This window comes from Rhodopseudomonas sp. WA056 (genome assembly GCF_010906995.1).
Lineage (GTDB): Bacteria > Pseudomonadota > Alphaproteobacteria > Rhizobiales > Xanthobacteraceae > Rhodopseudomonas > Rhodopseudomonas palustris_G.
In genome coordinates, this window is the sequence record NZ_QPFS01000063.1 from 15341 (window position 1) to 27716 (window position 12376).

The following is a 12376-nucleotide window of genomic DNA, read 5'->3' on the forward strand; positions in this document are numbered from 1 at the left end:
ACGCCGCGCCGGATACGGTCCAAACAAGGACCGATCCGGCGCGGCGCTGGTGTCGTGTGGCGGCGCGTCAACTCACGCGGCGTTCGCGGCTTTCCCAATACGGCTGGCGTAGCTCGCGCTTGAGGATCTTGCCGGCGCCGGACAGCGGCAGCGGCGTCTCGGTGATCTCGACGCTGCGCGGGCACTTGTAGCCGGCGATCAGCGCCTTGCAGTGCGCGATCAGCTCGTCGGCGGTGACGGTGGCGCCGGCCTTGGTGACCACCACCGCGTGGACCTGTTCGCCCCACGCCTCGTGCGGGATGCCGATCACCGCGCATTGCGCCACCGCCGGATGCTGCGCCACCGCGTTCTCGACCTCGACCGAGTAGACGTTCTCGCCGCCGGAGATGATCATGTCCTTGACCCGGTCGACGACATAGACGAAGCCGTGCTCGTCCATGTAGCCGCCGTCGCCGGTGTGCATCCAGCCGCCGAGAAGCGCCCGCGCGGTTTCCTCCGGCCGCTCCCAATAGCCCATCATCACGTTGTCGCCGCGGACGCAGATCTCGCCGACCGTCCCATACGGCACGGTGCGATCCTCGGCATCGACGATCCGAACTTCGCAGCCGAGCGTGGCGCGGCCAGCAGCGCGCTGGCGGCCTTTGGCCTTGCCGTCGCCGATGTGCTCCTTCCAGTGCAGCAAGGTCGCGATCGGCGACAGCTCGGTCATGCCGTAGGCCTGGGTGAACTGCACGTTGGGCAGCGCCGCGCTCGCCCGCGCCAGCACCGCCTCGCTGATCGGCGACGCGCCATAGACGATATTCTTCAGCGACGACAGATCGTAAGTCTTCAGCGCCGGGTGATCGACGAACATCTGGATCATGGTCGGCACCAGCAGCACGTCGGTGACCCGATCGTTCTGCATCGCCTGCATCACGCCCTCCGGCGTGAACGACGGGATCATCACGTTGGAGCCGCCCGACAGCAGCAGCGAATACATCGCCGCGCCGTTGGCGAGATGGAACATCGGCGCCGCGTGCAGATACACAGACGTGCCCGGAAACAGCCCCTCGCCCAGCGCATTGAGCGCGTTCGCCATCAGATTGCCGTGGCTCAGCATCACGCCCTTGGAGCGGCCGGTGGTGCCGCCGGTGTAGAAGATGCCGGCGAGATCTTCGGCCTTGCGCATCGCATCCGGGATCGGCGCGTGCGCGGCGATCAGATCCTCATAGCTCTGCATCCCGGCCGGGACGTCGCCGTCGTCGGCGTAGATCATCGCCATCGACGGGATCGCCTGCGCCAGCGCGGCGCCGGTCGCAGCAAACGCCTTGTCGACCACCAGAGCCACAGCGCGGCAGTCGCGCAGGGCGTCTTCGTTTTCCAGCGCGCTCCAACGGATGTTGAGCGGCACGATGACCCCGCCGCACCAGCCGGCGGCGAGATACATTTCCAGATAGCGATCCGAGTTCAGCGACAGGATCGCGACGCGGTCGCCCTCGCCGACACCGCTGGCGCGCAGGCCCGCGGCGAGACGCGCGACGCGGTCGCCGACCTCGCGCCAGTTACGTCGGCGGCCGGCGCAGACGGTGGCCAGCCCTTCCGGGTTGATCTGCAGCGCGCGCCGCAGGCCGTGGGTGATGTTCATGGTGTCCTCCCTTGGGTCGTTTCCTGTTGTTGTTGCCGTCCGGCGCCTCGAGGGCGCTCTTCTTCTTGGTTGATCGGGTGGCGAGGCCTTCAGTCAGGCGCATCGCGAATTCGTCGGCGATCGCCTCCGGCGACAGCGCACCGTCGCGCTGGTACCAGTGACCGATCCAGTTCAACGAACCGGCGATCGCGAACGCTGTCAACTTCGGATCGCACGGTTTGATCGATCCGTCGGCGACGCCCTCGGCGATGAAGCGGCGGAACGTCTGGTCGATGCCGCGCTTGGCGGCGCGCACGGTCTTTTCGTTCTCGGGCGACAGGTCGCGTGGATTGAACCGCACCATGCTGGCACCGAACTCGGTGGCCATCGTGGTGGCATAGGCACGCACCAGCCCGCGCAGCTTGCCGAGCCCATCGTCACCGGAAGCGTTGATGACCGCGATGATGTCGTCGACCTGCTCCTGGCCGAGCGCCCAGCACTCGAACAGAATCTCCTCCTTGCTGCGGAAGTAATTGTACAGCGCCGGCTTGGTGATGTTCAGCCGCTCCGCCACTTCGTTGAGCGTGGCGCGATGATAGCCCTGTTCGAGAAACAGATGCACCGCCGTTCGCAGCACCGCCTCGCGCTTTTCGTCGCGGGCGCGGCGGCGGTTTTCGAACGGCATCCAGGGCGATCGGTCGTCGGCGGCGTGTCCGCTCATCACAAATTCCGCAGGCAGCAATTTGGCAAATAACTGATCCGGCGCCGATCGATTGACTCGCCAGCAGCTCGCATATATTACTCATGGGTAATAAAAAGTCCAATGGGTAAGTTTAGGGAGGAAACGATGGCGTCACCCGTCCACGTCGCCGGCGTCGGCATGATCCCGTTCGTCAAGCCGGGCGCGAACGAGCCGTATCATTTGATGGGCGCCGAAGCGGCGCGGCTGGCCTTGCGCGATGCAGGCGTCGGTTACGACGCGATCCAGCAGGCGTTCGTCGGCTACGTCTATGGCGACTCCACCTGCGGCCAGCGCGCGCTGTACCAGGTCGGCATGACCGGCATCCCGATCGTCAACGTCAACAACAACTGCTCGACCGGCTCGACCGCGCTGTATCTGGCGCGGCAGGCGATCGCCTCCGGCGCCGCCGACTGCGTGCTGGCGCTCGGCTTCGAGCAGATGAAGCCCGGCGCTCTCGGCTCGGTGTTCGTCGATCGGCCCAGCGCGTTCGAGGATTTCGACGCCGCTGCCGACAAGCTGATCGATGCGCCCGGCGTGCCGCTGGCGCTGCGCTATTTCGGCGGCGCCGGCCTCAGCCATATGCAGAAGTACGGCACGCCGCTGTCGTCGTTCGCGGCAGTTCGCGCCAAGGCCAGCCGCCATGCGGCGAAGAACCCGCTGGCGCTGTTCCGCAAGGAAGTCTCGGCCGACGATGTGCTCAATGATCAGGTGATCTGGCCGGGCGTGATGACGCGGCTGATGGCCTGTCCCCCCACCTGCGGCGGCGCCGCGGCGGTGCTGGTGTCGGAAGCCTTCGCCAAGAAGCACGGCCTTGACACCCGCGTCCGTATCGCCGCGCAGGCGATGACCACCGACACTGCTTCGACCTTCGAGGCGCACGACATGATGCGGGTGGTCGGCTACGACATGGCGCGCGCCGCGGCCACCAAGGTGTACGAGGACGCCGGCGTCGGGCCGGACGACATCGACGTCGTCGAACTGCACGACTGCTTCGCTCACAACGAGCTGATCACCTACGAGGCGCTCGGCCTGTGCCCGGAGGGCGGCGCCGAGAAGTTCATCGCCGACGGCGACAACACCTATGGCGGCAAGTTCGTCACCAACCCGTCGGGCGGTCTGCTGTCGAAGGGCCATCCGCTCGGCGCCACCGGCCTTGCCCAATGCTACGAGCTGACCCGGCAGCTCCGCGGCACCGCGGAGGCGACCCAGGTCGACGGCGCCAAGCGCGCGTTGCAGCACAATCTCGGTCTCGGCGGCGCCTGCGTGGTGACGCTGTACGAGCGCGCGTGAGGCTGACGCAATGGTCGATCAATCCGCTGTTGGTCGCCGGTTCACACCGGTGACCGCCCATGTCGAAGCCGGCCGGCTGCGCTATTTTCTCGACACGCTCGGCGAGACCAATCCGGTGTATCGCGACGCCGCCGCGGCCAAGGCCGAAGGCTTCGCGGCGCCGCCGATCCCGCCGACCTATCTGTTTTGCCTCGAGATGCTCGACAACGAAAAGCCGTTCGAGTTCCTCGAAGCGCTCGAGATCGATCTCGGCCGGGTGCTGCACGGCGAGCAGAGCTTCACCTACCACGCCCCGGTGATGGTCGGCGACAGCCTCACCTTCAGCCCGCAGGTGACCAGCGTCACCGACAAGAAGGGTGGCGCAATGACGCTGATCGGCGTCGAAACCACCGTCACCAATCAGCACGGGGTTCACGTCGCCGATACGACGCGGACCATCGTGGTGCGCAACGGATGACCGACATGATGGACATGACAACTTCCCCCACGGTCGGCGACCGCATCGTCCACAAGCGCTTCCCGGCGATCAACCGTCACCGTCTGGCGCTGTATTGCGGCGCCTCCGGTGATCATAATCCGATCCATGTCGACATCGATTTCGCCAAGGCGTCGGGTTTTCCGGACGTGTTCACCCACGGCATGCTGGTGATGGGCTATCTCGGCCAGGCGCTGAGCGACGCGGTGCCGCCGGGCCGGATCCGCAGCTTCTCGACGCGATTTGCGGCGATCACCCAGCTCGGTGCCGAGATCACCTGCGAGGGCGAGGTCACTGAGCTGATCGAGGCCGGCGGCGAGCGCCGCGCCCGACTCGCCCTGACCGCCCGCGACCAGACCGGCGAGATCAAGCTCGCCGGCGAAGCGATCGTCGCCGTTTAGCACTACCCATCCGTCATGGCCGGGCTTGTCCCGGCCATCCACGTCTTTGCTGTCGTTGACCGCCGTAAGGCGTGGATGCCCGGGACGAGCCCGGGCATGACGACCCACTAATAACTGCGTGTGCGTTCAACAATTTGAAGGACATCTCATGGGCAAACTGCAAGGCAAGGTGGCGCTGGTCACAGGATCGGGCCGCGGCATCGGCCGCGCCATCGCGCTGAAGCTCGCGTCCGAAGGCGCGCGCGTCGTGGTCAACGATCTCGACGCCGAACCGGGCGACGCCGTCGCCGCCGAAATCCAGGCGATGGGCAGCGATGCGATCGCGGTCAACGGCAGCGTCTCGGAGCCGGGCTTCGCCGATCGCTTCGTCGGCGCCGCGGTGGAGAAGTTCGGTGGCCTCGACATCATCGTCAACAACGCCGGCTACACCTGGGACTCGACGATCCAGAAGATGACCGACGAGCAATTCCAGGCGATGCTCGACGTGCATCTGGTGGCGCCGTTCCGCATCCTGCGCGCGGCCGCCGAGCCGATCCGGATCTTCGCCAAGAAGGAAGCCGAGGCCGGCCAGGAAGTGTTCCGCAAAGTCGTCAACATCTCGTCGATCGCAGGGCTCTACGGCAATGCCGGGCAGGCCAGCTACTCGTCGGCGAAAGCCTCGCTGGTTGGGCTGACGCGGACGCTGTGCAAGGAATGGGGCCGCTACAAGGTCAACGTCAATTGCGTCGCGTTCGGCCTGATCAACACCCGCCTCACCCAGCCGATCGAAGCGCAGCAGAAGACCATCGACGTCGCCGGCCGCGACATCAAGGTCGGCGTGCAGCCCCAAATGCTGGAAGCGATGGCACGGATGATCCCGCTCGGCCGCGGCGGCACGCCGGAGGAAGCGGCCGACGCGGTGTATCTGTTCTGCAGCCCGGAATCGAACTACGTCAGCGGCCAGGTGCTGGTCTGCGGCGGCGGCCTGATCCTCTAAGCGAACATACGGCGATGACCCTGGTTCTGTCGGAGCGGCGCGGTGCCGTCGCGATTCTGACGCTGAACAACCCGGCGCAATACAACGCGATGCGCCGCGGCCTGCTCGGCGAGCTCGGCGCCGCCTTGAACGCGGCACTCAAAGACGATGCGGTGCGCGCCATCCTGCTCACCGGCGCCGGCAAAGGCTTCTGCGCCGGCGCGGCGCTCGGCAGCGAGACGTTCGACGCCGGCGCCGACGTCGCGCCGTGGATGCGCGCCGAGCTCAGCCCGGTGCTGGAAGCGATGCGCGGTGCCGCGAAGCCGATCGTGGTCGCGGTCAATGGCCCCGCAGCCGGCGCCGGCGTCGGGCTGGCGCTGGCCGGCGACATCGTGCTGGCGGCGCGCTCGGCCAAGTTCGTGCTGAGCTTCGTCAAGCTCGGCGCCGCGCTCGATGCCGGCACTTCGCTGTTCGTGCAGCGCGCGATCGGCGTGGCCCGCGCCCGCGCACTGGCGCTGCTCGGCCGGCCGCTGTCCGCCGAACAGGCCGAGCAATCCGGCCTGATCTTCCAGGCCGTCGACGACGACCGCCTGATGGACGACGCGATGGCGATCGCCCAGCAGCTCGCGGCCGGACCACCGATCGGCATCGGCCTGATCAAGCGCCAGATCGAAGCTGCATGGAGCGCCCCGCTCGCCGAAGTGCTGGACGACGAAGCCCAGCAGCAGGGCCGCGCGTTCGTCACCGCGGACCTGCGCGAAGGCGCCGCCGCTTTCGTCGAGAAGCGCCCGCCGAACTTCACCGGCCGCTGACGTCGCGCTCAGTCGATCACGATCCAGGCGGGCGCGTGATCGCTCGCCTGCGGCGCCGCCCGCACCTTGCGATCGACGCCGGCCCGCTTCAGCCGCAGCGCCAGCGACGGATCGAGCAGCAGGTGGTCGATCCGCAAGCCCGCGTCGCGCTCGAACCGTTTTCGCCAATACGACCAGAATGTGTATGGCGCGTCGTCCGGATGGCAGTGCCGCAGTGCATCGGTCCAGCCCTGGCGCAGCAACGCCGCGAACAGCTTGCGCGGCGCCGGCTGCACCAGCGCGTCCTTGTCCCATGATTTCGTTGGGTAGATATCGGCCGGCGTCGGCACCACGTTGAAGTCGCCGGCCAGCACCACAGGCGCACCGCTCTTCAGCAGCGTCGCCGCATGGCGGTTCAGCCGCTTCAGCCAGGCGAGTTTCTCGTCGAATTTCGGCCCCGGCTGCGGGTTGCCGTTGGGCGCGTACAGGCAGCCGACGATGATCCCGGCAACCGCCGCCTCAATGTAGCGGCTCTGCTTGTCGTGCGGCGCGCCAGGCAGCCGGCGCCGGGTCACCACGATCTCGCGGCGGCGGGCGAGGATCGCCACGCCATTCCAGCTTTTCTGCCCGGCCCACGCCGCCGTATAGCCCGCTCTGCGCAGCGCCGCTTCCGGAAAGTCCGCATCGGCCGCCTTCAGCTCCTGCAAGCAGACGATCTCCGGCCGCGCCGCCTTCAGCCACGCCAGCAGCACCGGCAGCCGCTTGTTGACATTGTTGACGTTGAAGGTCGCGATCTTCACGCCGCCCCGCACCCGCCTGCCGGCCCTCGGCCTGAGCAACGCGAGCGCGGCCGGATTGATCCCGATGGCGTGAGTGCCTGCGCTCTATTTGCGCCCTGGCTCAGGGCGAGCCGCGCCAAGCCAAAACCCCGGCCGAAAGACCGTAAGCCTCAGACAGTTCTATATATTTTGGATCGGAAGCTGGAGCGGGTGAAGGGAATCGAACCCTCGTATTCAGCTTGGAAGGCTGCTGCTCTACCATTGAGCTACACCCGCAATGCAGCCCCCGTAACACGTTAGCCGCGGAGCCTCAACTCCCCTGGTTGGCGCCCCCCAACTTCGTCTGCCGATCACCGGAATGACCCCGGCGGCCCGCGGCGCAACCCGTCCTGGCCGTAGCCGGGCCGGCCGCCCGCTCGGGCGCGCGCGCTGCGGAACAGAATCGACCGTTCCCGGTTCTCCGGTCGAACCGCGGGACGCGGACCATTCGGGCGGAGGCGACGATGGGATTCTTCAGCAAGGACATTCAGACCATGGAGGACCTGCTGCTGCACGGCCTCCGCGACATCTATTACGCCGAACAGCAGATCACCAAGGCGCTGCCGAAGATGATCGAGCAGGCCACCAACCGTGACCTGTCGCAGGGCCTGAAGGCGCATCTGGAAGAGACCCAGAAGCAGATCGAACGGCTCGACCAGGTGTTCAAGAAGCTCGGCGAGAAGCCGTCGGGCGTGAACTGCCCGGCGATCGACGGCCTGATCCAGGAAGCCGACGAGACCGCCGGTGAGATCGCCGACAAGACCGTGCTGGACGCCGCCATCGTCGCCAACGCGCAGGCGGTCGAGCACTACGAGATCGCCCGCTACGGCACCCTGATCGCCTGGGCCGAAGAACTCGGCCACGACGACATCGTCCGCTTCCTCACCACCAATTTGAACGAGGAAAAGGCCGCCAACACCAAGCTCAACACCGTGGCGCTGCGCAAGGGCGTCAATCGCAAAGCTGCAAGCTGAAAGGAAACAACCGCATGAACCGCACAGCACTCGCACTCGGCTGCCTGCTGATCGCCACCCCGGCGCTGGCGCAATCGGTGACCGAGAAGACCGGCGTCAATTCGGTGCTCGGCATCGCGCCCTCCACCCCCGATTTCGTCAAGCAGGTCGCGATCAGCGACATGTACGAGATCCAGTCGAACCAGCTCGCCGAGCGCAAGGGCAATGCCGCCCAGCAGACCTTCGCCAAGCAGATGATCACCGATCACACCAAGACCTCGAGCGAGCTCAAGGCGATGGTGACCGACGGCAAGGTCAAGGCCGCGCTGCCGACCGCACTCGACTCCGCCCACCAGGAAAAGCTGGACAAGCTGAAGAACGCCAGCGGCGCCGAGTTCAGCGAGCTGTTCGGCGAGCAGCAGGTCGAAGCCCACCAGGACGCGGTGTCGCTGTTCGAACGTTACGCCAAGGGCGGCGACAACGATGCCCTGAAGAACTGGGCCGGCACCACGCTGCCAAAGCTGCAGCACCATCTCGAGATGGCCAAGCAGCTCGAACGCGACCGCACCAGCACGACGTCGCAGTCTGCCAAGTAATCCGCCGATTGCGTCACCAACTGGTCTGAGACTGGAGCCTCGGCCCGGCATCGTCACGATGCCGGGCCGAGGCTTCGAGATGCCTGCCGATTGCGACGAGCTTTTCCGGATCGGTGGAACCGGACTCCTGGTTGCCGCATTGTCCGGTGAAGCTCATTCGGGGGAACATCAGCAAATGACCAGACCGTCGGCGTTTTCCATTTTCCCGCGGGCGTACCGCGCGGGCACAGCTCCGCTCGCAGCGGAGAGCGGTCGATGACCGACGTCAGCGAAACCCTCGAACCGCCCGCTGAGACTGCCGCCGCTGCCGAGGTCGCCTCGAAATCGCCCGAGCCGCCGCCGTATCAGGTGGTGCACGACTCCTCGGCCGTGCGCGAGGGCTTGCCCTATCCGCTCGGCGCCTGCTGGGACGGCAATGGCACCAACTTCGCGCTGTTCTCCGCCAACGCCACCAAGGTCGAAGTCTGCCTGTTCGATGGCGATACCGAGCGGCGCATCGAACTTCCGGAATATACCGACGAGGTGTTTCACGGCTACATCCCGGATGTGGGCCCCGGCACCTTCTACGGGTACCGGGTCTATGGACCCTACGAGCCGGAGAACGGCCATCGCTTCAATCCGAACAAGCTGCTGCTCGACCCTTACGCGCGCGCTCATGCCGGCGAGCTGACCTGGGCTCCGGCCGTGTTCGGCTATGTGATGGAGAGCGGCGACGACACCACGTTCGACGAACGCGACAGCGCACGGTTCGTGCCGAAATGCGTGGTTGTCGATCCGGATTTCGACTGGAAGGGCGAGCCCGGCCGCAAATTCGTGCCGTGGGACCAGGCGGTCATCTACGAAACTCACGTCAAAGGCTTCACCAAGCTGCATCCCGACGTACCCGAAGATCTGCGGGGCACCTATGCGGGCTTCGGCACCAAGCCGGTGGTCGACTATATTTCCTCACTCGGCGTCACCGCGGTCGAGCTGTTGCCGATCCATACCTTCGTCAACGACAGTTATCTGCTCGACAAGAATCTGGTGAATTACTGGGGCTACAACACCATCGGATTCTTCGCGCCCGATCCGCGCTACGCCGCGGACGTGCCCAACAGCCTGCGCGAGTTCAAGGAGATGGTGGCGCGGCTGCACGATGTCGGCCTCGCCGTGATCCTCGACGTGGTCTACAACCACACCGCCGAAGGCAACGAACTCGGTCCGACGCTGTCGTTCAAGGGCATCGACAACGCCAGCTATTATCGCCTGCTCCCGGAGCAGAAGCGCTACTACATCAACGACACCGGCACCGGAAACACCGTCAACCTCACGCATCCGCGCGTGATCCAGATGGTCAACGACAGCCTGCGCTACTGGGCCGGCGAGATGCACATCGACGGTTTCCGCTTCGACCTCGGGACTATCCTGGCGCGCGAGCATTACGGCTTCGACGAGCAGAGCGGCTTTCTGAAATCCGTGATGCAGGACCCACTGCTCAGTTCGGTGAAGCTGATCGCAGAACCGTGGGATTGCGGCCCCGGCGGCTATCAGGTCGGCGGCTTCCCACCGGGATGGGCGGAATGGAACGACAAATTCCGCGATACTGTGCGCGACTATTGGCGCGGCGAAGCACCGGCTGCGGCGCTGGCGCCGCGGCTGTCGGCTTCGGGCGACGTCTTCAACCGGCAAGGACGTCGCGCCTGGGCAAGCGTCAACTTCATCACCGCGCACGACGGTTTCACCCTCAACGACTGGGCGAGCTACAACGACAAGCACAACGCGGCGAACAGCGAGGACAATCGCGACGGCCACTCCTACAACCGCTCGTGGAATTGCGGCGCGGAAGGCCCGACCGACGACGAGACCATTGTGGCGCTACGCGAACGCCAGAAGCGCAACATGCTGGCGACCCTGCTGCTCGCTCAAGGCACACCGATGCTGCTGGCGGGCGACGAATTCGGCCGCACCCAGAACGGCAACAACAACGCCTATTGCCAGGACAACGAGATCTCCTGGGTGCACTGGGACCACGACGAGGCCGCGCAACACCTGCTGGCCTTCACGCAGCGGCTGCTGGAACTGCGCCGGACCACGCCGACGTTGCGGCGCAGCCGGTTTCTCACCGGACAATACGACGAAGAGCTCGACGTCCGCGACGTCACCTGGATCAACGCCAATGGCGGGGAGATGCAGCAGGAGCACTGGGACGACCCAAATGTGAAATGCTTCGGCATGCTGCTCGACGGCCGCGCCCAAACCACCGGCATCCACAAGCACGGTGAGCACGCCACCGTGCTGCTGGTGATGAACAGTTTCGACGGCGTGGTCGACTTCACCCTGCCCGAGGTCCCGCACGGCTCGACATGGTCGCTGCTGATCGACACCAACCTGCCGAGCGGCCTGCCGGACGAGCAGTTCGCCTGTGGCGCGGTTTATCAAGTGACCGCACGTTCGGTGCTGCTGTTCGGGCTGAGCGAGTGACCCACGGCGCGTCGGCGGATCTGCCGCCGACGCGCTGCCACAAATTTGCGCAATGATCTCCGCTGGATGGCGGGAACACCAGGTTCATTCCGCGATTGAGAACAACAGCACGGGCCGGCTGCGACCGCCCCTTTCTCGATCAGCAACGGAGCTCTTCAGGTGATCATTCGCGCGGGCTACCACATCGCGTTCCACTGCTTTCAGGAGACGCCCATCAATCTGCTGCTCAGCGTGCATCCGTCGCGCGCCCAGCATGTGATCGGAGAGCACGTCATCAAGTTTTCTCCGGATGTGCCCGCACACGACTTCACCGATATGTTCGGCAACGTCTGCACCCGGATCGTGGCGCCGCCCGGCCGCATCGACATCAGCAACGACTTTCTGATCGAGGATTCCGGCCTGCCCGACGAGGTCGCGCCCGGCGCCCGCCAGATCCCGGTGGCGGAACTGCCGGACGAGGTGATGGTGTATCTGCTCGGCAGCCGCTATTGCGACACCGACAAGCTGTCGAACCTCGCCTGGTCGCTGTTCGGCGGCACCCCCGCCGGCTGGGAGCGGGTGCAGGCGATCGTCGACTACGTGCATGACCGTATCACCTTCGGCTATCAATTCGCCCGCAACGATCGCACCGCCTCCGAAGGCCATGCCGAACAGATCGGCGTCTGCCGCGACTTCGCCCATCTCGCCGTCGCGCTGTGCCGCTGCATGAACATTCCGGCGCGCTACTGCACCGGCTATCTCGGCGACATCGGCGTGCCGGCCGATCCGGCACCGATGGACTTCTCGGCATGGTTCGAGGTCTATCTCGACGGACGCTGGTACACTTTCGATGCCCGGCACAACACGCCGCGGATCGGCCGCATCGTCATCGCCCGTGGCCGCGACGCAGCCGACGTCGCGATTTCGACCTCGTTCGGCGTCACCAACCTGCTGAACTTCGAAGTGATCACCCATGAGGTGACGAACCAGGAAGCTGCGACGGACGCTCCGCTGTCAAAAGTGGCGTGACACGTTCGGCGTGACGTCGTCGGATCCCAACTCTCCGTCATTGCGAGTGAAGCGAAGCAATCCAGTCTCCGTGGGGAGCATCCGGATTGCTTCGTCGCTTCGCTCCTCGCCACGGGCTCGCGCTCATCACCGGCAAAAGCCCCTCCTGACGGCAAAAGCGGCCGGGCTTGCACCCGGCATTCTGCACCACATGGTTGTTGGTGACGACATGACCGGCGGCGTCCCAGATCGCGCCGGAGCCGGACTGCACCGGAGCCTCCTGCTGTGCGAAGAACGGCGACACC

At 65.8% G+C, this 12376-nt stretch carries 12 protein-coding genes, 1 tRNA gene and 1 pseudogene; 9 read left to right on the plus strand and 5 right to left on the minus strand.

Annotation, left to right across the window (positions count from 1 at the left end; genetic code table 11):
• Nucleotides 1-67: 67 nt before the first annotated feature.
• Nucleotides 68-1624 carry an acyl-CoA synthetase gene (locus DU475_RS13715; RefSeq protein ID WP_164632444.1) on the minus strand — a complete coding sequence of 519 codons (1557 nt, stop codon included), beginning with the start codon at nt 1622-1624 and terminating at the stop codon, nt 68-70.
• Nucleotides 1542-2324, minus strand: coding sequence for a TetR/AcrR family transcriptional regulator (locus DU475_RS13720; RefSeq protein WP_142882982.1), 783 nt, complete (start codon nt 2322-2324; stop codon nt 1542-1544). Before DU475_RS13720 ends, DU475_RS13715 begins: the two co-directional genes overlap by 83 nt.
• Nucleotides 2325-2450: 126 nt before the next feature.
• Between DU475_RS13720 and DU475_RS13725 the strand changes: the two genes are divergently transcribed.
• The 5 genes from DU475_RS13725 (at nt 2451) to DU475_RS13745 (ending at nt 6278) form a co-directional block, all read left to right on the plus strand.
• Nucleotides 2451-3635: a lipid-transfer protein gene (locus DU475_RS13725; protein ID WP_164632445.1), complete on the plus strand. Its 1185-nt coding sequence runs from the start codon at nt 2451-2453 to the stop codon at nt 3633-3635.
• A 10-nt stretch (nt 3636-3645) separates the two neighbouring features.
• Entirely contained in the window at nt 3646-4092 is a 447-nt protein-coding gene (locus DU475_RS13730) for a MaoC family dehydratase N-terminal domain-containing protein (protein WP_142882984.1), read from the plus strand.
• 14 nt (nt 4093-4106) lie between these two features.
• Nucleotides 4107-4511, plus strand: coding sequence for a MaoC family dehydratase (locus tag DU475_RS13735; protein WP_164632450.1), 405 nt, complete (start codon nt 4107-4109; stop codon nt 4509-4511).
• Nucleotides 4512-4659: 148 nt separating this feature from the next.
• The gene (locus tag DU475_RS13740) at nt 4660-5487 is read left to right on the plus strand and encodes an SDR family NAD(P)-dependent oxidoreductase (protein WP_047308841.1); all 828 of its coding nucleotides are present in this window, start codon (nt 4660-4662) and stop codon (nt 5485-5487) included.
• Nucleotides 5488-5501: 14 nt separating this feature from the next.
• Entirely contained in the window at nt 5502-6278 is a 777-nt protein-coding gene (locus DU475_RS13745) for an enoyl-CoA hydratase-related protein (protein ID WP_164632446.1), read from the plus strand.
• Nucleotides 6279-6286: 8 nt separating this feature from the next.
• On the opposite strand, the gene DU475_RS13750 is transcribed toward DU475_RS13745, so the two are convergent.
• Together DU475_RS13750 and DU475_RS13755 are read right to left on the minus strand one after the other, a co-directional pair.
• Nucleotides 6287-7057: an exodeoxyribonuclease III gene (locus tag DU475_RS13750; RefSeq protein ID WP_164632447.1), complete on the minus strand. Its 771-nt coding sequence runs from the start codon at nt 7055-7057 to the stop codon at nt 6287-6289.
• 181 nt (nt 7058-7238) lie between these two features.
• Nucleotides 7239-7312: transfer RNA gene (locus DU475_RS13755), tRNA-Gly, on the minus strand.
• Between the two features lie 227 nt (nt 7313-7539).
• Between DU475_RS13755 and DU475_RS13760 the strand changes: the two genes are divergently transcribed.
• From DU475_RS13760 to DU475_RS13775, 4 genes are all read left to right on the plus strand, one after another.
• On the plus strand, nt 7540-8049 hold the full coding sequence (locus tag DU475_RS13760; protein ID WP_013501824.1) for a YciE/YciF ferroxidase family protein: 510 nt from the start codon (nt 7540-7542) through the stop codon (nt 8047-8049).
• 14 nt (nt 8050-8063) lie between these two features.
• Nucleotides 8064-8624, plus strand: a complete 561-nt coding sequence (locus tag DU475_RS13765) for a DUF4142 domain-containing protein (protein WP_164632448.1) — start codon at nt 8064-8066, stop codon at nt 8622-8624.
• A gap of 255 nt (nt 8625-8879) precedes the next feature.
• Nucleotides 8880-11084 (plus strand): glycogen debranching protein GlgX, encoded by a 2205-nt coding sequence (gene glgX / locus DU475_RS13770; protein ID WP_164632449.1) that lies wholly within the window; start codon nt 8880-8882, stop codon nt 11082-11084.
• A gap of 159 nt (nt 11085-11243) precedes the next feature.
• Nucleotides 11244-12092 carry a transglutaminase-like domain-containing protein gene (locus tag DU475_RS13775; protein ID WP_013501821.1) on the plus strand — a complete coding sequence of 283 codons (849 nt, stop codon included), beginning with the start codon at nt 11244-11246 and terminating at the stop codon, nt 12090-12092.
• Nucleotides 12093-12129: 37 nt separating this feature from the next.
• Here DU475_RS13775 and DU475_RS13780 read toward each other — a convergent pair.
• A pseudogene (locus DU475_RS13780) lies at nt 12130-12376 on the minus strand (hypothetical protein); the annotation flags it as partial.